This is a genomic window from Massilia alkalitolerans DSM 17462, assembly GCF_000427785.1.
In the GTDB taxonomy this organism is placed as follows: domain Bacteria; phylum Pseudomonadota; class Gammaproteobacteria; order Burkholderiales; family Burkholderiaceae_D; genus Telluria; species Telluria alkalitolerans.
In genome coordinates, this window is record NZ_ATYR01000014.1 from 70,637 (window position 1) to 96,188 (window position 25,552).

Annotated in this window: 23 protein-coding genes and 1 pseudogene; 17 read left to right on the top strand and 7 right to left on the bottom strand. The window is 66.7% G+C overall.

Going from position 1 to position 25,552, the window contains the following annotated elements; all coding sequences use genetic code 11:
• Positions 1-98 precede the first annotated feature (98 nt).
• Both YWC_RS0115470 and YWC_RS29550 read left to right on the top strand, forming a co-directional pair.
• The gene (locus tag YWC_RS0115470; RefSeq protein ID WP_027866200.1) at positions 99-1,148 is read left to right on the top strand and encodes a DUF475 domain-containing protein; all 1,050 of its coding nucleotides are present in this window, start codon (positions 99-101) and stop codon (positions 1,146-1,148) included.
• Between the two features lie 102 nt (positions 1,149-1,250).
• Positions 1,251-1,655, top strand: coding sequence for a DUF8785 domain-containing protein (locus YWC_RS29550; RefSeq protein WP_036214576.1), 405 nt, complete (start codon positions 1,251-1,253; stop codon positions 1,653-1,655).
• A 201-nt stretch (positions 1,656-1,856) separates the two neighbouring features.
• On the opposite strand, the gene YWC_RS0115480 is transcribed toward YWC_RS29550, so the two are convergent.
• Both YWC_RS0115480 and YWC_RS0115485 read right to left on the bottom strand, forming a co-directional pair.
• Entirely contained in the window at positions 1,857-4,211 is a 2,355-nt protein-coding gene (locus tag YWC_RS0115480) for a coiled-coil domain-containing protein (RefSeq protein ID WP_084416452.1), read from the bottom strand.
• 101 nt (positions 4,212-4,312) lie between these two features.
• The gene (locus YWC_RS0115485; RefSeq protein ID WP_027866202.1) at positions 4,313-5,320 is read right to left on the bottom strand and encodes a serine/threonine protein kinase; all 1,008 of its coding nucleotides are present in this window, start codon (positions 5,318-5,320) and stop codon (positions 4,313-4,315) included.
• 131 nt (positions 5,321-5,451) lie between these two features.
• On the opposite strand from YWC_RS0115485, the gene YWC_RS0115490 reads away from it, so the two are divergent.
• Together YWC_RS0115490 and YWC_RS0115495 are read left to right on the top strand one after the other, a co-directional pair.
• The gene (locus tag YWC_RS0115490; protein WP_027866203.1) at positions 5,452-6,639 is read left to right on the top strand and encodes an RNA-guided endonuclease InsQ/TnpB family protein; all 1,188 of its coding nucleotides are present in this window, start codon (positions 5,452-5,454) and stop codon (positions 6,637-6,639) included.
• Positions 6,640-6,709: 70 nt separating this feature from the next.
• A complete protein-coding gene (locus tag YWC_RS0115495) occupies positions 6,710-7,402 on the top strand; it encodes a UPF0149 family protein (protein ID WP_027866204.1) in 693 nt (230 codons plus the stop codon).
• Between the two features lie 25 nt (positions 7,403-7,427).
• Here YWC_RS0115495 and YWC_RS29555 read toward each other — a convergent pair whose 3' ends face one another.
• Complete coding sequence (locus tag YWC_RS29555; RefSeq protein WP_156923696.1) at positions 7,428-8,588, bottom strand: HPP family protein; 1,161 nt, start codon at positions 8,586-8,588, stop codon at positions 7,428-7,430.
• A 139-nt stretch (positions 8,589-8,727) separates the two neighbouring features.
• Here YWC_RS29555 and YWC_RS0115505 point away from each other — a divergent pair, with 139 nt between their 5' ends.
• The 5 genes and pseudogenes from YWC_RS0115505 to YWC_RS29570 form a co-directional block, all read left to right on the top strand.
• Positions 8,728-9,684 carry an MBL fold metallo-hydrolase gene (locus YWC_RS0115505; RefSeq protein WP_027866205.1) on the top strand — a complete coding sequence of 319 codons (957 nt, stop codon included), beginning with the start codon at positions 8,728-8,730 and terminating at the stop codon, positions 9,682-9,684.
• 11 nt (positions 9,685-9,695) lie between these two features.
• On the top strand, positions 9,696-9,965 hold the full coding sequence (locus tag YWC_RS29560) for a VOC family protein (protein WP_307176355.1): 270 nt from the start codon (positions 9,696-9,698) through the stop codon (positions 9,963-9,965).
• Between the two features lie 27 nt (positions 9,966-9,992).
• Positions 9,993-10,187, top strand: coding sequence for a MerR family DNA-binding transcriptional regulator (locus YWC_RS32115; protein WP_211238975.1), 195 nt, complete (start codon positions 9,993-9,995; stop codon positions 10,185-10,187).
• Complete coding sequence (locus YWC_RS0115520) at positions 10,159-11,511, top strand: RNA-guided endonuclease InsQ/TnpB family protein (RefSeq protein ID WP_027866206.1); 1,353 nt, start codon at positions 10,159-10,161, stop codon at positions 11,509-11,511. The genes YWC_RS32115 and YWC_RS0115520 overlap by 29 nt, the downstream gene beginning before the upstream one ends.
• A gap of 3 nt (positions 11,512-11,514) precedes the next feature.
• Positions 11,515-11,658: pseudogene (locus tag YWC_RS29570) on the top strand (VOC family protein); the annotation flags it as partial.
• Positions 11,659-11,662: 4 nt separating this feature from the next.
• Here the strand turns inward: YWC_RS29570 and YWC_RS29575 are convergent.
• Both YWC_RS29575 and orn read right to left on the bottom strand, forming a co-directional pair.
• Positions 11,663-14,134, bottom strand: a complete 2,472-nt coding sequence (locus YWC_RS29575; protein WP_229413119.1) for a hybrid sensor histidine kinase/response regulator — start codon at positions 14,132-14,134, stop codon at positions 11,663-11,665.
• A 63-nt stretch (positions 14,135-14,197) separates the two neighbouring features.
• Positions 14,198-14,782, bottom strand: a complete 585-nt coding sequence (orn, locus tag YWC_RS0115535) for an oligoribonuclease (protein WP_027866207.1) — start codon at positions 14,780-14,782, stop codon at positions 14,198-14,200.
• A 162-nt stretch (positions 14,783-14,944) separates the two neighbouring features.
• On the opposite strand from orn, the gene YWC_RS0115540 reads away from it, so the two are divergent.
• From YWC_RS0115540 to YWC_RS31620, 7 genes are all read left to right on the top strand, one after another.
• Positions 14,945-16,207 (top strand): M48 family metallopeptidase, encoded by a 1,263-nt coding sequence (locus YWC_RS0115540; protein ID WP_027866208.1) that lies wholly within the window; start codon positions 14,945-14,947, stop codon positions 16,205-16,207.
• Positions 16,204-16,536, top strand: a complete 333-nt coding sequence (locus YWC_RS0115545) for a 4a-hydroxytetrahydrobiopterin dehydratase (protein WP_027866209.1) — start codon at positions 16,204-16,206, stop codon at positions 16,534-16,536. Before YWC_RS0115540 ends, YWC_RS0115545 begins: the two co-directional genes overlap by 4 nt.
• Entirely contained in the window at positions 16,533-17,423 is an 891-nt protein-coding gene (gene rsgA / locus YWC_RS0115550; RefSeq protein WP_027866210.1) for a ribosome small subunit-dependent GTPase A, read from the top strand. Before YWC_RS0115545 ends, rsgA begins: the two co-directional genes overlap by 4 nt.
• 82 nt (positions 17,424-17,505) lie before the next feature.
• Positions 17,506-18,432: an ornithine carbamoyltransferase gene (argF, locus tag YWC_RS0115555; protein ID WP_027866211.1), complete on the top strand. Its 927-nt coding sequence runs from the start codon at positions 17,506-17,508 to the stop codon at positions 18,430-18,432.
• 92 nt (positions 18,433-18,524) lie between these two features.
• The gene (locus YWC_RS0115560) at positions 18,525-19,757 is read left to right on the top strand and encodes an argininosuccinate synthase (RefSeq protein ID WP_027866212.1); all 1,233 of its coding nucleotides are present in this window, start codon (positions 18,525-18,527) and stop codon (positions 19,755-19,757) included.
• Positions 19,758-19,972: 215 nt separating this feature from the next.
• Entirely contained in the window at positions 19,973-20,293 is a 321-nt protein-coding gene (locus YWC_RS0115565; RefSeq protein ID WP_229413120.1) for a GIY-YIG nuclease family protein, read from the top strand.
• Between the two features lie 66 nt (positions 20,294-20,359).
• Complete coding sequence (locus YWC_RS31620; RefSeq protein WP_051306490.1) at positions 20,360-22,987, top strand: sensor domain-containing protein; 2,628 nt, start codon at positions 20,360-20,362, stop codon at positions 22,985-22,987.
• Between the two features lie 15 nt (positions 22,988-23,002).
• On the opposite strand, the gene YWC_RS0115575 is transcribed toward YWC_RS31620, so the two are convergent.
• Positions 23,003-23,719: an SDR family oxidoreductase gene (locus YWC_RS0115575; RefSeq protein ID WP_036214533.1), complete on the bottom strand. Its 717-nt coding sequence runs from the start codon at positions 23,717-23,719 to the stop codon at positions 23,003-23,005.
• A 22-nt stretch (positions 23,720-23,741) separates the two neighbouring features.
• Positions 23,742-24,770 (bottom strand): UDP-N-acetylmuramate dehydrogenase, encoded by a 1,029-nt coding sequence (gene murB, locus YWC_RS0115580; protein ID WP_027866215.1) that lies wholly within the window; start codon positions 24,768-24,770, stop codon positions 23,742-23,744.
• A 147-nt stretch (positions 24,771-24,917) separates the two neighbouring features.
• Between murB and YWC_RS0115585 the strand changes: the two genes are divergently transcribed.
• Positions 24,918-25,403 (top strand): YajQ family cyclic di-GMP-binding protein, encoded by a 486-nt coding sequence (locus YWC_RS0115585; RefSeq protein WP_027866216.1) that lies wholly within the window; start codon positions 24,918-24,920, stop codon positions 25,401-25,403.
• The last annotated feature ends 149 nt before the right edge of the window (positions 25,404-25,552 follow it).

Sequence of the window (25,552 nt, forward strand, 5' to 3'; positions counted from 1 at the left end):
ATATAAAAACGATGCCGAATCAAGGACATCCGTAGCGCCGCCGCACCATCTGGGACGGTAATATTCTCTTAACTAGACGAGACAGGCAAGGGGGCGGTATGCGGCATTTCCGGTTGTCGATCGCGGTGACGGTCATCCTGATGGGCCTGGCCGGCTGGTGGGGCTACGAGCACGGCGGGATCGGCGGCCTGCTGCAGGCGCTCTGGATCACGGCCATCCTCGGCGTGCTCGAAGTGTCGCTTTCTTTCGACAACGCGGTGGTGAACGCCTCCGTCCTGCGCGGCTGGAACGAATTCTGGCGCAAACTGTTCCTCACGGTCGGCATCCTGGTGGCCGTGTTCGGCATGCGCCTGATCTTTCCGCTCGTCATCGTGTCCGCAGCGACGGGACTTGGCCTGGTCGAGGTCTGGCACATGGCGATCGACAACCCGAAGGAATATTCACGCCACCTGACCGAGAAGCACGCCGAGGTGGCGGCTTTCGGCGGCGCCTTCCTGATGCTGGTCTTCCTGAACTTCCTGTTCGACGAGCAGAAGGAACTGCACTGGCTCGGCTGGATCGAGGAAAAAGTGGGCAAATACGGTACCGAGGGGCTGGCCATCGCCCTCACCCTGCTGGCGGTATGCGGCGCCATGTACCTGATGGAGCCGGCGCGCAAGCTGCCGGTCCTGATCGCCGGCGTCACGGGCGTCCTGATCTACATCGGCGTGCAATGGCTGAGCGGCCTGCTCGAGAAGGAAGAAGAAGACCCGACGGTCGGCAAGATGATCGCCCAGGGCAGCATCGGCGGCTTCCTCTACCTCGAGGTGCTGGACGCCTCGTTCAGCTTCGACGGCGTGATCGGGGCCTTCGCGATCACCAACGACGTCGTCATCATCATGCTGGGCCTGGCCATCGGCGCCATGTTCGTGCGCTCGATGACGGTGTTCCTGGTCTACAAGGGCACGCTGGAAGAGTTCGTATTCCTGGAACATGGGGCGCACTATGCGATCGGCATCCTGGCCATGATCATGTTCATCAGCGTCCACTATCACATTCCCGAGTGGTTCACGGGGCTGTCGGGACTGGCCTTCATCCTGGTGTCGCTGTGGTCCTCGGTGCGCTACCGAAGGCGCATGGAGGCCGGCGGCGCCAAGGAGGCGGCCTGAGGCTGCCGCCGCCGGCAGTTTGTGATTTTGTCCATCCGTGGCAGAATGTGCCCGGCCGCGTGGCTGCCAACCTGACAACTCACCTATCTTATGCCGAAAACCATGCCGAAACGCGCTACCGCCATCCTCCTGTCCGCCCTTGCCGCGATCATCGTGCTGTTCGCGCTGTATACCTGGTTCACCCTGAGCTGGTCGTACTCGGAAGGCGAACGCGCGGGCTACCTGCAGAAGTTCTCCAAGAAGGGCTGGCTGTGCAAGACCTGGGAAGGCGAGATCCTGCTGTCGAGCATGCCGGGCGCGATTCCGGAGCGCTTCGCCTTCACAGTGCGCGACGACGCGGTGGTGGAGCAGCTGCAGAACGCGATGGGACAACGGGTGCAGATCACCTATGAACAGCACGTGGGGGTGCCGACCTCGTGCTTCGGCGAGACCGGGTATTTCGCGACCAGGGCCAGCACCGGGCCGATGAATCCGGTGGCGCCGAGCGAGATGCCGGCTGCGCAGTAATACGCGCTATGTATTAGTAGGGTGCTGGTGATATGCGTGACGTATCACGCAAGATTGGATTCCGGCTTGCGCGGGAATGACGTGCTAACGATGTCGGTCGTCATCAAGTCGCAGTAGTTCTCTGCGTTTGCCGAACACCGTCGTTCCCGCGCAGGCGGGAACCCAATTCGACCTTCGACGCGTACCACTGACGCGCACGGATCACTCCTCGTTCTTCCTCTGATTCAGGATCACGTCAGCCAGCCGCGTCGCCGCCTGCGAGGCCGAGGCCGGCGGCGTGCTCTTGAAGCGGCCCAGCACCTCGCGCGTGATGTTCACCGAGGCCACCCGGTGCTCGGCCTCGGCCTTGCGCTCGCCGAGGGCGTGATCGAGGGCCGCCAGTTCCCCGGTCTGCTCCTCATGGCGCTGCGCTTCCAGCTCGGCCAGCTGCCGGCGCGCATCCGCCATGCGCCGGGTCGCCTCGGCCGCCTTGCGCTGCATCTCGGCGTGGCGCTGCGCGTGCGCCAGGAGCGCGCGCTGGGCGTCGCGCTTCTCGACCGCGGCCTGCAGCGCGGCCTGTTCCTCTGCTTCCCGCTCGTGCGCCAGCCTGGCCTGTTCTTCCTCGGCCGCGGCGCGCGCCTGGGCGGCCTGGGCCGCCGCCTGCTCGGAGGCCAGCCGTGCGCTGGCCGCCTCGTTGGCGCGCGCATCGGACGCCGCCTGCTGGCGCTGCGCGGCCAGCTTGCGCTCGACCAGGGCCAGCGATTCGCGCGCGGCCTCGGTGGCGGCGCGTTCCGCGAGCAATGCTGCTCCCGTCAGCTCCAGCTGGCGGCGCTCAAGCTCGGCACGCTCGGCCTGCGCCTGGGCCAGCTCGGCCGCCCGGCGCGCCTGCGCCTGCTGGGCGCTGGCCGCCGCCTCGGCATGCTCGGCTTCCTCGATCGCGGCGCGCGCCTGCGCCCGCTGCGCTTCCAGGGCCGCCTGCTGCGCGCTTTCCGCGCGCCGTTCGGCTTCACCCTGCTCTCTTGATTGCGCGGCAGCCGCCTGCTCTGCCGCGGCGCGCGCCTCGGCGGCCCGCGTCAGTTCCTGTTCGGCCTGCAGGCGCTCCCGCTCGCGCGCCAGCGCCGCTTCCTCGGCGGCGACGCGCTCGCGCTCGGCCTCGGCCAGGCGCTCGGCCTGCTCGGCGCGCGCCCTGGCCGCTGCCAGTGCTTCTTGCCGCGCCTCGGCCTGCCGGCGCGCGGCGGCCAGCGCCGCATCCTCCAGCGCGTTTTCCTCCGCCTGCGCCTCGGCCGCTCCCTGCGCCAGGGCGGCGCGTTCTTCCGCCAGCGCGCGCTGGCGCTGCTCTTCTTCGAGCTGGCGCGCCGCCGCCTGGCTTGCCGCCTCGTCGGCCGCGGCGCGCTCGCGCGCGTGGCCGGCGGCGAGGGCTTCGGCTTCCAGCCGCGCCTGCACCTGCTGGCTCGCCTCTTCTTCGGCCCGCGCACGTTCCTCGGCCACGCCGCGCAGCCTGCGGTCGGCCTCGATGCGCGCCTCGGTCGCCGCCAGGATGCGGGTTTCGGCGTCGCGGCGCGCCTGCGCGGCGGCCGCAGCCGTCTGCTCAAGGCGCTCGCGGTGGGTGGCGGCGTCGCGCAATTCCTTCTCGGTCTGCAGGCGCATGCGCAGCGACTGGGCCGCGACACGCTCGGACTCGGCCTGGGCCAGCGCTATCGCCTCGCGTTCCTGTTCGATGTGGGCCAGGGCGCGTGCTTCTTCCAGGGCGCGCGCCTCGGCCGCGGCGCGCGCGAAGCTCGATGCGAGGGCCACCTGGTCGGCGCGCTCGCGCTGCTGGGTCAGCTCCAGCGCCTCGGCTTCGGCCTGGGCCAGCTTCTCGGCGGTCTGGCGGGCGCCGCGTTCGGCGCGCTCGCGCTCGCGCGCCAGGATCGCCACGCGCGCATCGGCGCTGGCGTTGTGCAGCACTTCTTCCTTGGCCGCTTCCACCGCCGCCATGCGCTCGGCCGCCTGCAGGCGCGCCTGTTCGGTCTGCACCAGCAATTCCTCGGCGGCGCGCGCGGCCTGGGCGGCCATCTCGGCCTGGGCTTCGACCTGGGCGGCGTGGCGCCGGCGCGCTTCTTCTTCAAGACGGGCACGCGCCTCGACCGCCATGCGGGTCTCGGTTTCCTGCTGCACGCGGGCGCGCAGCTCGGTGGTCTCCTGGCGGATCGCCTCCAGCCGCTCGCTGGACGCCTGGGCGGCGGCGCGCAGCGACTCCAGGCGGTCGCGGTCGGCGGCGATCGCCTCTTCGGAGGCCTGGGCATTGGCCAGCGCGGCGGCGGTCGCGGCCGCATCCAGCGCGGCGCGCTCCTCGGCCAGCGAACGGGCGCGCGCCTCGGCATGGGCGCGGCTCTCGGCGGCGACATTGGCCTTGGCTTCGGCCTCGACGCGGGCGATGGCCTCGTGGATCTCGCGCATGTCCATCGGGCCGCGGGCTGCGGCCGGGGCCGGCGCGGGCTCGGCCGCCGCCTCCGGAACGACGCTGCCGGCATGCGACAGGTCGATCGTGAAGTCGCTATCGTCGTACTTCTCGTGCTCGGGCTTGATGGGTTCCATGGTCGTTTTCGGTGAGGACGCAGCTTGCGTCCATCGGATTATCCGGGAAATCGCGCGCGCGTGTCACGCCGAACTGGACGGCAAAACCATGGCAATTCGGGCTATACCGGCCACAGGGGCGGCTCATCCATCAGCGCCACCTGCTCGCGCAGCTCGAGGATGCGGTCCTGCCAGTAGCGCTGGGTGTTAAACCAGGGGAAAGCCGCCGGGAAGGCCGGGTCGTCCCAGCGCATCGCCAGCCAGCTTGAGTAATGAATCAGCCTCAGGGTACGCAGCGCTTCGACCAGGTAGAGCTGGCGCGGGTGGAAGTCGCAGAAATCCTCGTAGCCGGCCAGCACGTCGGCCATCTGCCCCACCATTTCCTGGCGCTCGCCCGAGAGCAGCATCCACAGGTCCTGCACCGCCGGTCCCATGCGGCTGTCGTCGAAGTCGACGAAGTGCGGGCCATCCGGGGTCCACAGCACGTTGCCGCCGTGGCAGTCGCCGTGCAGGCGCAGGAGCGGCAGCGCGCCGGCCTGGTCGTAACAGCGCGCCACGCCCTCGAGCGCCTGCTCGACCACGCTGGCATAGGTGGCGGCCAGCTCGGGCGGGATGAAGCCATTGGCGCGCAGGAACTCGAAGGGTTCGCGCCCGAAGGTCTGCGGATTGATCTCGGGCCGGTGCTGGTAGGGCCGCGCCGCGCCGATCGCATGGATGCGGCCGATGAAACGGCCGATCCATTCCAGGGTAGCGGAGTCGCCCAGCTCCGGCGCCCGTCCGCCGCGGCGCGGGAACACGGAAAAGCGGTAGCCGGCGAAGTTGTGCAGCGTGCGCCCGTCGATGCCGGTGGCCGGCACGACAGGAATCTCCTGCTGCGCCAGCTCTTCCACGAAGGCGTGTTCCTCGAGGATGGCGGCCTCGCTCCAGCGCCCTGGCCGGTAGAACTTGACGACCACCGGCGCTCCCTCTTCCAGGCCGACCTGGTAGACGCGGTTCTCGTAGCTGTTGAGCGCCAGCAGGCGGCCGTCGCCGTACAGGCCGACGCTCTCGACGGCCTCCAGCACCGTGTGCGGGTCGAGCCGTGCGTAAGGATGGGTTTGCTCGTTCGATTCAGTAGACAGATTCTCCATCCGCGCATTGTACGCGCCACGCAGGTTTTCTATGCTCTTGGCCTCCACTGGGTTCTAATAGTTCGTCCAGAACTTGTTTAACTCTACACAGTCTCATTCGTGATGAGGACTTTCGCTGCCTGCTGCTCGCCATGTTCATTGCCCACCGCATCCGGCTCGACCCGAGCAACGCGCAGGCGACGCATCTGGCGCGCGCGGCCGGCACCGCCCGCTTCGCCTACAACTGGGCGCTGGCCGAGTGGAGACGGCAGTACGAGGCGTGCAAGGTCGACCCGTCGCTGCCCAAGCCGAACAAAGCTGCACTGCAGCGCCAGCTGAATGCGGTCAAGCGCCAGCAATTCCCGTGGATGCTCGAGGTGACGAAGAACGCACCCCAGATAGCGATCATGCAGCTGGGACAGGCCTTCCAGAACTTCTTTACCGGCCGGGCGCGCTACCCGCGGTTCCACAGGAAGGGACAGCACGACCGTTTTACGCTCAGCAACGACCAGTTCCAGGTCGAGGGTAGACAACTCCGGATCCCCAAGCTCGGATGGGTGCGTATGCGCGAGGCCTTGCGTTTTACGGGGCGCATCGTGTCAAGCACTATCTCGCGCATTGCGGACCACTGGTACGCCAGCATCACCGTCGACACGCCGGATCCATCTCTGCCACCAGCCGAAAACCAAGGCGCGGTCGGGATCGACCTGGGTGTGTCGTCGCTGGCGACCTTGTCGACCGGGGAGACGATCGCAGGCCCGAAAGCGCTGCACGCCTTACTGCAGCGCCTGCGCCGGCTGTCACGCGCGCTGTCCCGCAAGGCCAGGGGCTCGCGCAACCGGGGCAAGGCAAAGCTGAAGCTGGCCAGGCTGCATGAGCGGATCGCCCACATGCGGCGCGATGGCCTGCATCAGCTCACGACCAGCCTCTCCCGGCGCTTTCACACCATCGGCATCGAGGACCTGAACGTAAAAGGGATGCTGGCCAACGGGCGGCTGGCGCGCGCAATCGCCGACATGGGCTTTTACGAATTCCGGCGCCAGCTGGAATACAAGGCGGCGTGGCGCGGCGCCCAGGTGGTGGTGGCGGACCGCTGGTTCCCCAGCAGCAAACTATGCTCGGGCTGCGGGCACGTACTCAACAAGCTTGAACTGAATATCCGGCACTGGACCTGCCCAAACTGCGGCGCGCACCACGACCGCGACGTTAATGCGGCGGTCAATTTGAGCAACATGGCGGTGAGTTCCACCGCATCGGCCTGTGGAGGGGAAGGCGCTGGCCTGGCGCAAGCGCGAGGCGAAACCGGCCCCGGTGAAGCAGGAATCCAGCGGCAAAGCTAACGATGGACAGCTTTGCGCAAGCCTGGAGGAACGGGTTACACTGGCGCCTTCACACGCAACAGAGCACCCCATGCATCTCGACGAGCCCCTTACCGATAAAGAATTCGACGAACTCGACCAGTTCCTGCTGTCCGACCGCTCCCCCGAGGACGCGATGACGATGGACACCCTGCACGGCTACCTGACCGCGATCGCGATCGGCCCGGAAACCATCATGCCGGCCGAATGGCTCTCGCGCGTCTGGGGCGAGGATGGCAAGCAGGCGCCGAACTGGAAGAACCCGAAGGAAGAACAGCGCATCATCAACCTGATCATGCGCTTCATGAACGAAGTGCTGATCACCTTCGAAGCCGCACCAAAGGAGTTCGAGCCGCTGTTCGTCGAGCATGAATTCGAGGGCGAGGCCCTGATCGACGCCGAGGCCTGGTGCTGGGGTTTCTGGGAAGGCATGGAACTGCGCCCCGGCTCCTGGGAAGAGATCTGGGATTCGGAAGTGGCCGAACTGATGCGCCCGATCTACCTGCTCGGCGCCGACGAGATCGAGGAATCCGAACTGCCGGAAGTCGAAGACCCGCGCAAGGCCCATCAACTGGGGCTGGAGATCGAAGCCAACATCCCGGCCATCTACCGCTACTGGGCGCCGCGCCGCAAGGGCGCGGTCGAGACCGTCAAGCGCGAGGAGCCGAAGGTCGGCCGCAACGACGACTGCCCTTGCGGCAGTGGCAAGAAGTACAAGAAGTGCTGCGGCGCCGACGCCGGCTAAGCAGCTTCCGTGTGACAGCGGCTGCTCAGGCAGCCGCCTCCGTCAAACCCAGATCCAGTCCCACCAGCAGGTCGCCGGGCTGCACCATCCCGGCCAGCCTGCCCTCCTCGTCCACCACGAACACCTGCTTCGCTCCCTCATGGAAGCGGGTGAGCAGCGCCGTGACCGGCGCCGTGCTGCGCACGGCGACGAAATCCGCCTCGACCAGCTGGCCGACCGTCGGCACCGTATCGCGCCCGAACAGCAGCGCCGTCGCCCGCCGCGCACGCGCCGGCAAGGGGCGGCTGGCGCTGCCGCCGGCCGCCACCAGGCCCGACATGCTGAGCACCCCGACCGGACAGCCGGCGGCGTCCACCACCGGCAAGGCCGGCACGCCGTGGCGCACCAGCAGCGCGCGCGCCGCCGCCAGCGGCATGTCCGGGCTCAGGGTGGCCGGCACGGGATGCGCCAGCTCGCCGCAGCGGTGCTGGCGCGCGCGGCGCTCGGCGGCGCGCTGCTCGGTCTCGGCAAAGATCGTGGCCAGGTCGTCGCGGCTGACGTCGAGTGTCTCGCCATAGCTGTCCAGCGCCGCATCCAGGTCTTCCTTCGCAAAGCCTGCCTTTTCCTCGGGCGGGCGCGCGGCCAGCTGCACGTGCGGGTAATGGTGTCCCGACAGCCGGTTCCAGGCCACCGCGCCCAGCACCATCAGGACCGAATTCAGGCCCACCGGCGCCAGCACGAACCAGAAGCCGGCCTTGGACACCGCCGCCCCGCCCAGCACGGCGGTCACGGCCACCGCGCCGCCGGGCGGATGCAGGCAGCGCAGCGTGGCCATCGCGGCGATCGCCAGGCCGCCGGCCAGCGGCGCCGCCACCAGCGGGTCGGCGGCCTGCGCACAGGCCACGCCGACCAGGGCCGAGACGACGTTGCCGCCGATGACGGGCCAGGGCTGGGCCAGCGGCGCCGCCGGCAGGCAGAACAGCAGCACCGCGGACGCGGCCATCGGCGCGATCAGGAAGGGCAGCGAATGCACCGCCGCGGCGCCGAGCGCGGCGCGGCTGACCAGGGCGGTGAGGAGCAGGGCCAGCAGTGCGCCGAGGGCGGCGGGCACCTGCCGGGTAAAGGAAGTCGGTCCGGCGGGGCGCAGGCGCCCCAGCCTCGATAGCACTTGCGACAACATCGAGAACATGGATACGGTTTGCAACATTGGGAACCTGCCATTACACCACAGCTTGCGCGAACGCGTATTCCCCCACGCGGACGGTAAGCATTCCGACAAGCAATCATGTAGGATAAGCAACGCACTGCGGCCGGCTTGCCGCAGCAACCAACAACGAGGACACACGATGAACACCATTCCACGACGCACCCTGTCCACGCTGGCCGCCGCCGCACTGGCGATCTGCGTCGCCACCCCGGCCCTGGCCGCCGCACCGATGGCGAAGACCCCGGCCCCGGGCTGGTCGCGCATGATGCTAGGCCAGTTCGAAATCACCCCGCTGTCGGACGGCACCGTGGACCTGCCGGTCGACCAGCTGCTGGCCCAGGATCCCAAGAAAACCCGGGAGACCCTGGCCAGGGCGCACCTGAAGCCGATGCTGGAAACCTCGGACAATGCCTACCTCATCAACACCGGCAGCAAGCTGGTCCTGATCGACACCGGCGCCGGCTCCTTCTTCGGCCCGACCCTGGGCAAGCTGGTGGCGAACATGAAGGCGGCCGGCTACACCCCGGACCAGGTCGACGAGATCTACCTGACCCATTTCCACGGCGACCACGCCGGCGGCCTGGTGAAGGACTCGGCGGTCGTGTTCAGCAAGGCCATCGTGCGCGCCAACAAGCTGGAATCGGACCACTGGCTGAGCCAGGCGAACATGGACAAGGCCAAGGACAAGGACACCTTCAAGGGCGCCCAGGCCGCGCTCGGTCCGTACGTGAAGGCCGGCCGCTTCAAGCCTTTCGAAGGCAGCCTTGAACTGGTGCCGGGCATCCGCGCGAATCCGACCGGCGGCCACACCCCGGGCCATACCAGCTACCTGGTCGAAAGCGGCGGCCAGAAGCTGCTCGTGATCGGCGACCTGATCCACGTGGCGGCGGTGCAGATGGAAAACCCGGCCGTGACCATCCAGTTCGACGGCGACCAGAAGGCCGCCGCCGCCACCCGCAAGAAGGAATTCGACGCCGCGGCCAAGGGCGGCTACATGATCGGCGGCGCCCACCTGCAGTTCCCCGGCCTGGGCTACCTGCACACCGAAGGCAAGGGCTACCGCTACGTCCCGGTCAACTACACCCAGATGCGCTGAAAGGAAAGACAATGCTGAATCACGTCATGGTCGGCTCGAACGATATCGAGCGCTCGAAACGTTTTTACGATGCTGTCCTGGGCGTCCTGGGTGCGGGCGAAGGTTTCCGCAACGAGGCGCCGAGCGGCCACAAGCGGCTGTTCTACCGCCACGATGGCAGCAGCTTCGGCATCAGCGAGCCGATCAATGGGGAAGCGGCGACGCCGGCCAACGGCGGCACCATCGGCTTCAAGTGCAGTTCGCCCGAGCAGGTCAAGGAGCTAGACCCTAGTCGAACTTAATGTGCACCCACGTGTCGAATAATGATCATGGAAAGCACTTTAGCGATTGGACACGCAGCGAAGCGGCTGGGAATCACGGTCAAGACGCTGCAGCGCTGGGAGCGTGAGGGACGACTGGTCCCGGCGGCGCGCACCGCCAGCAACCGCCGTCGGTATACCGAGCGCCAGCTGCGCGCGGCACTGGAGAGTCACGATGCTGCTGGCGCACCGGATCAGGATTGACCCCACGCTTGAACAACGCGGCTATTTCGCGCGCGCGGCCGGGACTGCGCGCCGGGTCTGGAACTGGGCGCTCGCCGAATGGCAGCGCCAGGCCGCCGCAGGCTGCAAGCCGAATGCGATGGCGCTCAAAAAGCAGTTCAACCGGATCAAGTATGCGGACCCGGCCTGGCTTGACGAGAACGGCCGGCCCTGGCTGCGCACCGTCCACCGCGACGCCCATGCGCAGCCCTTCACCAACCTCGCCAGGGCCTGGAGCCGCTACTTCGAGCAGCGCCGTGCAGGAACGCCGGCATACCCGCCGGTATTCAAGAAAAAGGGGCGCTGCCGCGATGTGTTCTACCTGGCGAACGACAAGTTCAGGATCGAGGGAAGCACCGCCGTGCTGCCCAGGGTCGGCCGGGTGGCGCTGTGCGAAGCGCTGCGCTGGCCTGGGCGCATCCTGGGCGCGAGCGTCGCGCGCGAAGCGGATCACTGGTTCCTGTGCGTCCAGGTCGAGGTACCCGACGCGACAGCGCGCCTGCCTCGCAGCGGCCACGGCGTCACCGGCGTCGACCTCGGCGTGAGCGCGGCCGCCACGCTCGCCAGCGGCGAGAAGATCGCGGCGCCGCGTCCCTTGACCGCCGCGCTGCGGCGCCTGCGCATCCGGGGCCGGCGCCTGTCGCGCAAGCTGGAGGCCGCAAAGGCACTGGCCGGGATCGCAGGCCGGATCCCGAAAGGTACACGCCTGCCCGTTTCGAAGAACTGCATCCAGGGAGCGCAGGCGCTGGCTCGCCTACACGCTCGTATTGCCAGGGTGCGCCAGGACTTCACCCACAAGCTCACGACCCGCCTCTGCCGCGAGAACCAAGCGGTGGCGATCGAGGACCTGAACGTGGGCGGCATGCTGGCCAACGCCAGGCTGTCCCGCGCGATCTCGGATGTCGGCTTTTACGAGATCCGTCGCCAGCTGCTGTACAAGGCTGCGCGCTACGGCACCCTGATCGTGCTGGCCGACCGCTGGTACCCGTCCAGCAAGCTCTGTTCGGGCTGCGGGGTGCGCAACGCCACCCTGGCCCTGGGCGAGCGCGCCTGGACATGCGCCGGATGCGGCGCGCGCCACGACCGCGACGTCAACGCGGCCATCAATTTGCAACGGCTCGCCACCGGCGCCCTCGCGGCGGCAACGGCGCTACCCGTGGCGAGTCCGGCGGCGACGCCGGGCACTGCCGCCGGCCTAGTGCCGGCGGGAGGCGGGAAAGTCACGCCTGTCAGGCACGAGCACGGTCAGCAGGAAGGCTCGGGGCAGGAAGAGAACGCTGCATACTTTTGTGCACGTTTTTGCTAGCAGTTCCACGACGTCGCGGTGGCGCACGACGGTACGTCGATCGAGGAAGCGCCGGGCCTGCGCAACGGCAGCCTGGGTGCGCTGCACCTGGCCTACGTGCGCGACCCGGACGGCAACAAGCTGTGCGCGGCCTACCGGGTCAAGTAAGCGACTAGGCGTTGTGCGGCGACGCCTGCACGCTGTCCAGCAGGCGCGCCAGCGCGTCGAAATCGACCGGCTTGACCACGTGATGCCGGAAGCCTGCGGCGAAGGCCTCGTCGCGGTCCTGCTGCTGGCCGTAGCCGGTAATGGCCACCAGCACGCTCGCCGCGGTTTCCGGCTGGGCGCGCAGGCGGCGCGCCAGTTCGTGGCCGTCGATCCCGGGCAGGCCGATGTCGAGCAGGCAGACGTCGGGCGCTACCGTCCTGGCGCGCTCCAGCGCCCGCAGCGGCTCGTGCTCGACCACCACCTCGTGGCCGTGGGCCGCCAGCAGCAGGCCGAGCGTCTCGGCGGCATCCACGTTGTCGTCCACCACCAGCACCGTCAAGGAGCCGGCCTTCGCCGCCGGCACGGGCGCCTGCGGCAGCGGCGCGGGAGCGGCCTCGCACAACAGCGGCAGCGTGATGACGAAGGTACTGCCCTTGCCCGGTCCCGGGCTCGAACAGCCGACCATCCCGCCATGCAGCTCGACCAGGTTGCGCACCAGTGCCAGGCCGAGACCGAGGCCGCCCTGCGAACGGTCCGACGAGCGCTCGCCCTGCGTAAACAGGTCGAACACCCTGGCGCTCAGCTCGCGGTCCATGCCGATGCCTTCGTCGCGCACGCTGATCACCAGCGCGCCTTTGGCGCCATCCCCGCGCACCTCGGCGCGCAGGTCGATCTCGCGGCCTTCCGGCGTATATTTGGTGGCGTTGCCGAGCACGTTGGCCACCACCTGCACCAGGCGCGCCTTGTCCCCTTCCACCAGGGCCCATGAGGGCGGCAGGTGCACCGACAGGCGCTGGCGCCTGGCCTCGATGGCCGGCCTGACCTGTTCCACCGCTTCCTGCACCACGCCGCGCATGCCGATCTCGGCCCGCTCGAGCGTGATCAGGCCGCGCGTCACGCGCGAGACGTCGAGCAGGTCGTCCACCAGGCGCGTCATGTGGCGCACCTGGCGACCGATGATGTTGCTGCTCTGGCGCACCCGCTCCTCGCCAAGCGTGCCGATGCGCAGCAGCTCGGCGGCGGCGCTGATCGGCGCCAGCGGGTTGCGCAGCTCGTGCGCCAGCATCGCCAGGAACTCGTCCTTGCGGCGGTCGGCCTCGACCAGCTTTTCCTCGGCCAGCTTGCGGTCGGTGATGTCGCGGAAGAAGGAGGCGATGCTGCCGTCCTGCATCGGGTAGGCGCGCACCTCGGTCCAGATGCGCTGGCCATCGGGGAAGATGTCGAAATAGATCGCGGCGGAGGCGACCCGGGTGCGCATCACTTCGCGGTACATCCGGCCCATCTCCATGTCGACCGTATTGGGGAAGACCTCCCAGTGATTGCGCCCGATGACCTCATCCGCCGTGGCCCGGCACAGGCGCAGGCCCTCGGCGTTCATCTCGACGATGTTCCAGTCGGCGTCGAACACGGCGAAGCCTTCGGCGATGGTGTCGAAGATGTTGCGGCTGCGGTCGCGTTCGGCGCGCAGCGCGGCCTGGGCGCGCGCGGTCTCGGCCGCCGCCCAGGTACGCTCGGCAACGTCGCGCGCCAGCTGCAGGTCGTCGTCACTCCAGTGGCGCGCAAGCAGGCAATCGATGCCGAGGCAGGCCGTCAGCCGCCCGGACTTGACCAGCGGCACCACCAGCAGCGCACCGATGCGGTCGGCGATGTAGGCGCTGCGGTAGCCCATGGTGCGCACGTCGCGCGCGGTGTCGTGGATGCGCACCACGTCGCCCGCGCGCAGCGCCGCGCCCACCGCGGGACCGAATTCGTCGAGGCTGAAACTGGGCTGTGTCCATTTGCGGCCGTCGCGCGCCCACCAGCGCGGCACCGAGAAGCGTCCCGTCGCCTCGTTCATCTCGGCGTACACCACCCGGTCCGCGTGCAGCTCGCCGCCCAGCAGCGCGCTGGCGGTGGCGATCACTTCCTCGCTCGAGGCGAGCGGGCGCAGCGCGTCAGACACGGTCAGCTCGAAGGCCGCGCGGCGCTCGCTGGCGACACGGCGCGTGGTTTCCATCACGGTGCAGAACAGGCCCGCCACCTGGCCGTTGTCGCCGATCAGGGGCGCATGCGAAAAGGTGAAGGTGGCGCGTTCAGGATAGCCGCGCCGCATCACGGTCATCGGCATGTCTTCGAAGTAGACCGGCTTGCCCGACAGGGCGCGGTCGATCAGCGGCACCATGTCCTTCCAGACCTCGGCCCACAGGTCGCAGAAGCGCTCGCCGAGCGCGCGCCCGTGCTTCTGCCCGAGCAGCGGCACATAGGCGTCGTTGTAGATGAAAATCAGGTCCGGGCCCCAGGCCAGGAACATGGGGAAGGCCGAGTGCAGCACCATGTCCACGGCGGTGCGCAGGGCCGGCGACCATTCCCCCGGCGGACCGAGCGGGGTCTGGCTCCAGTCATGACGGTGGATGCGCATGCGCATGCCGTCGTCCATGGTGTGCGAGGGAGAGGACATGGGCCGATTGTCGCACACCTTTCTTGCCCGAGATGCATTTTTGCAAGACAGGCAAGGCAGGTATTACAACTTGATAAAGTGCTCGCGGTAGTAACGCAGCTCCTCGATCGACTCGACGATGTCGGCCAGCGCGGTATGCTTCTGGTGCTTCTTGAAGCCGGAGGCGAGTTCGGGCTTCCAGCGGCGGCACAGCTCCTTCAGGGTCGACACGTCCAGGTTACGGTAGTGGAAGAAGGCTTCCAGCTTGGGCATGCCGCGCGCCATGAAGCGGCGGTCCTGGCAGATCGAGTTGCCGCACATCGGCGACTTGTTGGCCGGGACGTACTGCTTCAGGAAGGCGATCAGCTCCAGCTCGGCCTGGGCTTCGGTCACGGTCGAGGCCTTGACGCGGTCGATCAGGCCCGAGCGGCCGTGGGTGCCCTTGTTCCAGTTGTCCATCTTGTCCAGGGTTTCGTCCGACTGGTGGATGGCGAACACCGGACCTTCGGCGATGATGTTCAGGTCGGCATCGGTGACGACCACGGCCACCTCGATGATGCGGTCGTTGTCCGGGTCCAGGCCGGTCATTTCCATGTCGAGCCAGACCAGGTTGAATTCGTTCGGGCGCACAGGCGCGGCAGCGCCTTCGGTTTGTGTAGCTTGTGACATAATTCTCTCTTTGTTTATTTACGCGCCTAACAATTCCCACCATGGCGGCGTTGCATCGTCTCGCCGTACTAGCGTACTGTCTTCGACGATGCGCCTTGCCCTGGTGGTTTTGTTAGACGCGTTGAGTTTTCGCGTAATCCTGCATTTTCTCACAGGCACAGCATGTCTTCACTCGGGTTTTCGGTTTTGTTCGTCGTATTCTTTGCGCTGACCTTGGGCGTGCGCTTCTGGCTGGCCAACCGGCACATCCGGCATGTGCTGCGCCACCGCGCCAGCGTACCGGCCGAGTTTGCGCCAAAGGTGCCGCTCGCGGCGCACCAGAAGGCGGCCGACTATACGGTGGCCAGGACCCGGCTCGGCATCGCCTCGATGCTGTGGGGCGGCGTGGTGCTGATCGGCTTCACCCTGCTGGGCGGATTGCAGGCCTTGTCGGTCGCCCTGCTGGGCCTCACCGGTCCGGGCATGACGCACCAGATGGCCCTGGTGGTGGCGTTCGCGATCGTATCCGGCCTGCTCGACCTGCCCTTCGACTGGTACCGCCAGTTCGTGCTGGAACAGCGCTTCGGCTTCAACAAGATGACGCCCGGCCTGTGGATCGCCGACATGTTCAAGGGCCTGCTGGTCGGCGCCGTGATCGGCCTGCCGCTGCTGTGGGTGATCCTGGCGCTGATGGAGCGTAGCGGCGACCTGTGGTGGCTGTGGGCCTGGTGCGTATGGAGCGGCTTCCAGCTGCTGATGATGGTGCTCTACCCGACCGTGATCGCGCCGATGTTCAACAAGTTCACCCCGCTCGAGGATGCGAGCCTGAAGGAGCGCATCGAAGGCCTGATGGCACGCGTCGGCTTCGCCTCGAAAGGACTGTTCGTCATGGACGGCAGCAAGCGCAGCGCGCATGGCAACGCCTATTTTTCCGGCTTTGGCAGCAACAAGCGCATCGTCTTCTTCGACACCCTGCTGTCGCGCCTCGACCCGCACGAGATCGAAGCCGTGCTGGCACACGAACTGGGCCACTTCAAGCTGCGCCACATCGTCAAGCGCATCGTGGTGATGTTCGCGCTGTCGCTGGCTTTCCTGGCGCTGCTGGGCTACCTGAAGAACCAGGCCTGGTTCTACACCGGCCTGGGCGTGCTGCCGATGATGAACGCGTCGAACGACGGCATGGCCCTGATCCTGTTCGCACTGGTGCTGCCGGTGTTCACCTTCGTGCTCTCGCCGCTCAGCTCCATCACCTCGCGCAAGCACGAGTTCGAGGCGGACGCCTTCGCCGCGAAGCACACCGATAGCAGCCACCTGGTGTCGGCCCTGGTCAAGATGTACGAGGACAACGCCTCGACCCTGACGCCGGACCCGCTGCACTCGGCCTTCTACGATTCGCACCCGCCGGCTTCGGTACGGGTGAAACACCTGACCATGGCGGCCGCATGAAGCTCATTGACCAACACTGCACTCACGGCGCGCCGGCGCTGGATCCTTCCACGATCGGGGCGCGCCTGCTCGATGTGCCCGAATGGCAGGCCATTGACGGCACCATCGCGCGCGCGTTCACGTTTGCGAACTACCGCGCCACCATCGATTTCGTGAACGCGATAGCAAACATGGCCGAAGCGCAGAACCATCACCCCGAGATGACGGTCGGCTACCGCCGCTGCACGGTGGCCTACACCACCCACTCGGCCGGCGGCGCGCTGAGCGACAACGATTTTATTTGCGCCGCCCGGGCGGACGCGATCTACGTGCAAGGCCCGAGCGCATGAGCGAGTTGACCGGCACCATCATCGCGGCCCACGGCCGCCATTACCTGGCCGATGCGAACGGCGAGAAACTGCAATGCGTCACGCGCGGCAAGAAGACCAACGTGGCGGTGGGCGACGTCGTGATTCTCAAGCGCACGTCGAACGACCAGGCCGTGATCGAGAAGATCGCCGACCGTACCACCCTGCTCTACCGCTCGGACCAGTACAAGTCGAAGCTGCTGGCAGCGAACATCTCGCGCCTGTTCATCGTCGTCGCCACCGAGCCGAGCTTCGCCGACGACCTGGTCTCGCGCTCGCTGGTGGCGGCCGAGGCCGCCGGCATCGAGGCCCACATCATCCTGAACAAGGTCGACGTGGAGCAGCCGCTGGCGCGCGCCCGCGAGCGCGCCGGCCTGTATGCCTCGCTCGGCTATCCGGTGCACGAATTGTCGGCCCGCGAACGGCCCGAGCACGCGGTCGAGACCCTGATGCCGCTGCTCGCCGGCCAGTCCTCGATCTTCATCGGCCAGTCGGGCATGGGCAAGTCGTCCCTGATCAACCTCCTGGTGCCGGACGCCGACATCGCCGTGCGCGAGATCTCGGAAGCCCTGGACACCGGCAAGCACACCACCACCTTCACGCGCCTGTACTGGCTGCCCGGCGGCGCCTCGATCATCGATTCGCCCGGCTTCCAGGAATTCGGGCTGTACCACCTGACCGAAGGCATGCTGGAACGCGCCTTCGTCGAGTTCAAGCCTTATCTCGGCGGTTGCAAGTACTACAACTGCCGCCACCTGGCTGAGCCGCAATGCGCGGTGCTGGGCGCGGTCGGGGAAGGCAGGATCGCGAAGATGCGGCACGAGCTGTATGCGCAGCTGCTGCACGAATCATCGCAGACTCTCTATTGACTTTTTCATCCGCTTTCCCTAAGGGAAAGCAAAAACCCTTATAATTCAAGGGATAACACTCAAGCAAAGACGCACAGACGATATGCCAGTCGCAAAGCCCATCAAGCATTTCCTGCAGTTCTCCGACTTCAGCGCGGACGAATTCGAATACGTCATCGAGCGCGCGAAGGTCATCAAGCGCAAGTTCAAGGCCTACGAGGTCTACCACCCGCTGGTCGACCGCACCCTGGTGATGGTGTTCGAGAAGAGCTCGACCCGTACCCGCCTTTCCTTTGAAGCCGGCATGCACCAGCTGGGCGGCGCCGCGATCTACCTGAACACCCGCGACAGCCAGCTGGGCCGCGGCGAGCCGGTGGAAGACGCGGGCCAGGTCATGTCGCGCATGTGCGACATCATCATGGTGCGCACCTTCGGCCAGGAGATCATCGAACGCTTCGCCGCCAACTCGCGCGTCCCGGTCATCAACGGCCTGACCAACGAACACCATCCCTGCCAGGTGCTGGCCGACATCTTCACCTTCTACGAGCACCGCGGCCCGATCGCCGGCAAGACGGTGGCCTGGATCGGCGACGCCAACAACATGCTGTACTCGTGGCTGCAGGCGGCCGAGGTGTTCGGCTTCCACCTGAACGTCTCCACGCCGAAGGGCTACGACCTGGATCCGAAGCTGGTGTCCACCCAGCGCTACACCCTGTTCGACAACCCGTCGGACGCCTGCGAAGGCGCGCACCTGGTCAACACCGACGTCTGGACCAGCATGGGCTACGAGAAGGAAAACGCCGAGCGCATGAAGGCCTTCGACGGCTTCATCGTGGACGAAGCCAAGATGGCGCGTGCCGCCTCCGACGCCCTGTTCATGCACTGCCTGCCGGCGCACCGCGGCGAAGAAGTATCGGCCGGCGTCATCGACGGCCCGCAGTCGGTCGTCTGGGACGAGGCGGAAAACCGCCTGCACGTGCAGAAAGCCCTGATCGAGTACCTGCTGCTCGGCCGTATCGAAGACAAGTAATTTCATCACCCACAACCTTTAGTTTGATCGTCGGCCCGCAAGGGCCGGCTGACCATCCCGACCCCACCTCCCCCTCCACACTGGAATCTTCCATGAGCGACATTAAAAAAGTAGTCCTCGCCTACTCCGGCGGCCTCGACACCTCGGTCATCCTGAAATGGCTGCAGGATCACTACAACTGCGAAATCGTCACCTTCACCGCCGACCTCGGCCAGGGCGAAGAACTGGAGCCGGCGCGCGCCAAGGCGATCAAGTTCGGCATCAAGCCGGAAAACATCTACATCGACGACGTGCGCGAAGAATTCGTGCGCGACTTCGTGTTCCCGATGTTCCGCGCGAACACTGTGTACGAAGGCGAATACCTGCTGGGCACCTCGATCGCGCGTCCGCTGATCGCCAAGCGCCTGATCGAGATCGCCAACGAGACCGGCGCCGACGCCATCTCGCACGGCGCGACCGGCAAGGGCAACGACCAGGTGCGTTTCGAGCTGGGCGCCTACGCGCTGAAACCCGACGTCAAGATCATCGCCCCGTGGCGCGAGTGGGACCTGCTGTCGCGCGAGAAGCTGCTGAAGTACGCGGAAGATGCCGGCATCGAGATCGACATGAAGCACAAGAACGGCGGCGCGCCCTACTCGATGGACGCCAACCTGCTCCACATCAGTTTTGAAGGCCGCCACCTGGAGAACCCGAGCGCGGAAGCCGAGGAATCGATGTGGCGCTGGTCGGTGTCGCCGGAACAGGCGCCGAACGAAGCCGAGTACCTCGACATCGAATACGAAAAGGGCGACATCGTGGCCCTGAACGGCAAGCGCATGAGCGCCGCCGAAGTCCTGACCGAGCTGAACCGCCTGGGCGGCAAGCACGGCATCGGCCGCCTCGACCTGGTGGAAAACCGCTATGTCGGCATGAAGTCGCGCGGCTGCTACGAGACCCCGGGCGGCACCATCATGCTCAAGGCCCACCGTGCGATCGAATCGATCACCCTGGACCGCGAAGTGGCGCACCTGAAGGACGACCTGATGCCGCGCTATGCTTCCTTGATCTATAACGGCTACTGGTGGGCCCCGGAGCGCGTCGCGCTGCAGACCCTGATCGACCACACCCAGCAGACCGTGAACGGCTGGGTGCGCGTGAAGCTCTACAAGGGCAACGTGATCGTGGTGTCGCGCGATTCGAAGACCGATTCGCTGTTCGACATGAACATCGCGACCTTCGATGAAGACGGCGGCGCCTACAACCAGGCGGATGCGGGCGGCTTCATCAAGCTGAACGCGCTGCGCATGCGCATCGCTGCGAAGGCACGCGCGGCCCGCGGCAAGTAAGCTGTAACGTGCTCATCGAAAGCCGCCTTTCCAGGCGGCTTTTTTCATGGGTGCAGGCTATGTGAACGCGTGAAAAATTGGGTTCCCGCCTTCGCGGGAACGACGTGCATGCGCTAGCAATTTGATCGGATGCGGTCGTTCTACAAACCACCAACCCAAAGACCGTCGCTCCCGCGCAGGCGGGAGTCCAATTTTTTGCGTACCATCAGCGGCAAATGCAGTGGTCGGCCGACAATACGCCGATGGGAAAGCACTCCTTCGTCTACATCCTCGCCAGCGGTCGTTACGGCACACTCTACATCGGCGTCACGTCCGACCTCATCCGCCGCGTATGGCAGCACAATGAACGCTTTGTCGAGGGCTTCACGAAAACCCATCACGTACACCAGCTGGTCTGGTACGAAATCCACACCGACATCATCGCCGCCATTACCCGCGAAAAACAGATCAAGAAATGGCGCCGCAACTGGAAAATCAACCTTATCCAATCCACCAACCCCGCCTGGCACGATCTCTACCCCACTATTGCCGCCTGAACACCAGAACAGCCCGTTCCTCTCCTTCGCGCTAGAATATCCGGTCCTGCCCACCATCGAGCGCCCATGTCCCCCGAAGACGACACCGACAGCTTCCAGGCGCATGTCAGCGGCGGCCCAACGACAAGCCCGCCCGCCGCGCGGCCGGCCACGCCCCAGGCCGACGCGATCGCCATCATCTACCGCAACATCGAGGACGTCGTCTACCAGTACGCGGTCGAGGGAAGGGATACCTTTCGCTTTACCTACGTCAACCCGGCCTTCTACAAGGCCACCCAGCTCACGCCCGAACAGGTCATCGGCAAGACCGTCGACGAAGTCATCCCCGAACCTTCGCTGTCGATGGTGCTCGATCATTACCGCACCGCGATCCGTACCGGCCAGACCCAGCGCTGGGAAGAACACAGCGACTACCCGGCCGGCCGCAAGGTCGGAAGGGTCTCGATCACGCCCGTGTTCGACGCCGCCGGCCGCTGCACCGACCTGGTGGGCACCGTGCACGACATTTCCGACGTCATCAACCGCGAGGAAAAGCTGCAGCAGGCCCACCGTGCGCTGGAGGAAGCCTTCGCCACCCAGGGGCGGCTGGCGGAATCGCTGCGGCGCGAGGAAGAGCGACTGGTGCTGGCCCTGAACGGGACCGGCGAAGGCGTCTGGGACTGGCGGATGGACGAGAATTCCGTCACCTTTTCGGCCAAGTGGAAGGAGATCATGGGCGCCAGCGGCAACCCGGACGGCGCCACGCCGAAGATCTGGACCAGCCGCATCCACCCCGACGACAATGCCCACGTGCGGCGCTGCATCGAGCGCTACCTGGCCGGCAACGAACCGCTCTACACCTGCGAATACCGGATCCGCCGCTTCACCGGCGACTGGATCCGGGTGCGCTCGCGCGGCAGCGTCGTCGCACGCGATGCGCAGGGGCAGCCGCTGCGCATGATCGGCACCATCACCGACATCACCGAGGCCTACCGCATGCGGCAGGCGCTGGAGAAGAGCCACGAGCGGCTCGCCCAGCTGGCGCAGCAGGTCCCGGGCGCCCTGTTCGAACTGGAGCACCGGGCCGACGGCAGCTTCGCCTGCCCCTTCATCAGCGACATGGCGCACACGCTGTTCGAGCTGGCGCCAAGCGCCATCCAGGCAGACCTCGGCTGCCTGACGGCGCGCATCGTGCCGCAGCACCAGGTACGCCTGCGCCGCGCCCTGGAGCGCTCGGCCGCCGGGATGCAGCCGCTACGGGCCGAGTTCCAGGTCGAGCTGCCCGACGGCGCGCGCTGCTGGCGCGAAGTGATCGCCACGCCCTCCCCGGGCCTTGACGGCGGCACCATCTGGTATGGCTTCATCGACGACATCAGCAGCCGCAAGCACAGCGAAGAAACCATCCGCCAGTTCACCGAAAAGCTCGAACGGCGTGCCCACTACGATACCCTGACCGGCCTGCCGAACCGGGCCCTGTTCCGCGACCGCCTCGAGCAGGCGATCCGGCGCGCCGAGGACGAGCGCGGCGAAGTCGCCCTGCTGTTCATCGACCTCGACCGCTTCAAGGAGGTCAACGACCTGCTCGGCCACGACGCTGGCGACCTGCTGCTGGTCGAGGCGGCGCAGCGCATCCAGGCCTGCGTGCGCAAGGGCGATACGGTGGCGCGCCTCGGCGGCGACGAATTCACGGTGATCCTGAGCGAAACGCGCGAGCTGGTCCACGTCGAGGCGGTCGCGCAGGCGATCCTGGATGCGCTCGCCCAGCCCTTTCCGATCCAGCAGGAGCTCCTCTACATCGCGGGCAGCATCGGCATCGCCCGCTACCCCGAGGACGCGCGCGACCCGGAAGAACTGATGCGCAACGCCGACCACGCGATGTACCGCTCCAAGTCCTCCGGGCGCAACCAGCTGACGTTTTTCGAGGCGAACATGCAGGCGGCCGCGATCCGGCGCCTCAAGCTGCTCGCCGAACTGCGCAATGCAGTCCCCGGCAACCAGCTGGAACTGTATTTCCAGCCGATCGTCGACCTGTCCTCGAACCGGATCGTCAAGGCCGAGGCCCTGCTGCGCTGGCGCCATGCTTCCGGCGCCCTGCTGTCGCCGGATACCTTCATCGGCGTGGCCGAGGAATCCGGCCTGATCCACGAGATCGGCGACTGGGTGTTCCGCACCGCGGCCCACTATTCGAAGCGCTGGTCGGACATGCTGGCGCGCGACTTCCAGGTCAGCATCAACAAGTCGCCGGTGCAGTTCCAGGCCCAGGCCGACGCCGCCGACTGGGTGGCCCACCTGGACGAGATCCGGCTGGGCCCGCGCTGCATCAACGTCGAGATCACCGAAAGCCTGCTGCTGAACCTGTCGGACACGGTGCTGGCCAAGCTGGCGGCGCTGCAGTCGAGCGGCATGCAGGTGTCGATCGACGACTTCGGCACCGGCTACTCCTCGATGAGCTACCTGAAGCGCCTCGACATCGACTACCTGAAGATCGACCAGTCTTTTGTGAAGGAACTGGTGCACGACAACTTCAGCCGCACGATCACCGAGACCATCATCGTGATGGCCCACAAGCTGGGACTGAAGGTCATCGCCGAGGGCGTGGAAACGCCGGAGCAGTGCGCGGCCCTGAGCCGCGCCGGCTGCGATTATGCCCAGGGCTATCTGTTTTCGCGGCCGGTGCCGGCCGACCTGTTCGAGACCATGCTGGCCTGGCAGTAGCCAGGCGCTGTTGCGCTAAGCGCTGTTGCGCAGGTCATCGACCGGCTCGTGCCCGAAGCGCTCCGCCAGCAGGCAATCCACCAGCTTCGCGGCGCAATCGCCCGGCGACACCAGCACCCCGCCTTCCTTCATGTCGACGAAGCGCTGCTTGAGCGGGAATTTTTCATCCGGCGTCGCCCGGATCTCGGCCTGCATGTCGGTATCGATCACGCCCGGCGCCAGGCTGACGCAGCGCACCCGCGGGTCGCCGTCGAGCGCTACCGCCCGCGCATGCTGGTCGAGCGCGGCCTTGGTGGCGCAGTAGACGCTCCAGCCCGGGTAGGCGCTGCGCCCGGCCCCGCTCGAGATATGCAGGATGCGCCGCTCGGCCTGCGGCGCCGCCTGCACGAAGGCCGCGGACAAGGCCAGCGGCGCGCCGACGTTCAGGATGGCCGCGCGCAGCGCCGCTGCCGGGTCCTGCTCGGCCAGCGGCCCCACCGGCGTCACCACGCCGGCATTGTTGACCAGCAGCGCCGTGTCGCAGCCGGCCAGGAAGGAGCGCAGCGTGTGCCCGCCCAGCCAGGCGGCCAGGGCCTCGGCGTCGCCCAGGTCGACCACGGCCTGCTCCATGCCCTCGCCAATTTCCGCATGTCCGCGCGCCAGTCCCAGCACGGGGATGCCGCGCGCCACCAGTTCCGCCGCCACCGCGGCGCCCAGGCCACGGCTGTGGCCCGTCACGACTGCCTTGATCATGCCCGCCTCCACTCGATGCTCCCTAGATGAATACCGGTTCCGGCTCCAGTTCGACGCCGTAGCGCGCCTTGACGTCTCCCTGGATCGCGCGCGCCAGCCGCACCACGTCCTCGCCCTGGGCGCCGCCCAGGTTGACCAGCACCAGCGCCTGTTTCGGGTACACGCCCGCCGCGCCCAGCGCCCGGCCCTTCCAGCCGCACTGGTCGATCAGCCAGCCGGCCGCCAGCTTTTCGCTGCCGTCCGCCTGCGCATGGTGCACCAGCTGTGGAAATTCGGCCAGCAGGCGTGCGCAATGTTCGCGCGACACCACCGGGTTCTTGAAGAAGCTGCCGGCATTGCCGATCTCGGCAGGATCAGGCAGCTTGCGCCGCCGGATCGCCTCGACCGTACGCCCGATCTCCTGCGGCGTCGGCTTGGTCAATCCGGCCTCTTCCACCGCCCTGGCCAGCTCGGCATAGCGCAGGTTCGGCGTCCAGGCCGCCGGCAGGGCGAAAGTGACGTCCAGCACCACCAGTTCGCGCCCTTCCGGATGCTTGAAGATGCTGTCGCGGTAGGCGAAGCGGCAGGCGGCAGCGTCCAGCGTGCGCACTTCGCCACTGGCCATGTCGTAGGCGCTCAGGGAATGGAAGACGTCCTTGGTTTCTGTCCCGTACGCCCCCACGTTCTGGATCGGCGCCGCCCCGACCGTGCCGGGAATCAGGGACAGGTTTTCCAGTCCGCCCAGTCCCTGGGCCAGGGTCCACTGGACGAAGGCGTGCCAGTTCTCGCCGGCCTGGGCCCGCACCAGGATGCGGCCGTCCTGCTCGCCCAGCAGCTCCTTGCCCTGGCCCGCCATGTGCAGGACGATGCCGTCGAAGTCGCGGGTGAACAGCAGGTTGCTGCCGCCGCCCAGTACCAGGCGCGGCAAGCCGGCAAGCAGCGGGTCGCGCCGCACGGCCTCGAGCTGCGCCGCGCCGTTCACCCGCAGGTAATGGCGGGCGCGCGCCGGGATGCGGAAGGTGTTCAGGGAAGCGAGGGAAAAATCGTCGAGGATGGGCAGGTCGGCTTGCATGGCATCAGGGTGTTTTTTGGACATTATAGAGGCAAGCCCGCCCCGGACCCTTGCCGTGCGGGCAAATCTGGTGGCCTGCGGGAGGTGTTGTCCGTTAAAATAGAGGGATTCATCTATTCAGCAGTACCAAGAAAAAAGGAAACCGCCATGCCATCGTTTGATGTTGTCTGCGAAGCAGACATGGTCGAAGTGAAGAATGCCGTCGAACAATCGAACAAGGAAATCACCACCCGCTTCGACTTCAAGGGCAGCTCGGCCAATGTCGAGCAAAAGGAAAAGGAACTGACCCTGTTGGCCGATTCCGATTTCCAGCTCGGCCAGGTCAAGGACGTCCTGATCAACAAGATGGCCAAGCGCAAGGTCGACGTGCGCTTCCTCGACGAAGGCAAGGTCGAGAAGATCGGCGGCGACAAGGTCAAGCAGGTCATCAAGGTGCGCAACGGCATCGAGACCGAAGACGCGAAGAAGATTACCAAGCTCATCAAGGAAAGCAAGATGAAGGTGCAGGCCAGCATCCAGGGCGAATCGGTGCGCGTCACCGGCGCCAAGCGCGACGACCTGCAGGCCGCCATGGCGTTGCTGCGCAAGGACGTGCAGGACCTGCCGCTCGCCTTCAACAACTTCCGCGACTAAGAGCGCCTAGCAAAACCCCGAGGGCAAGGCGCATCGTCGAAGACAGTACGCCAGTACGGCGAGACGATGCAACGCAGCCATCGGGGAAATTGTTAGGCGCTCTAACGAGCTTCTTTGCAGCTATATTGGCTGTGCAAACCCCGCCCCGC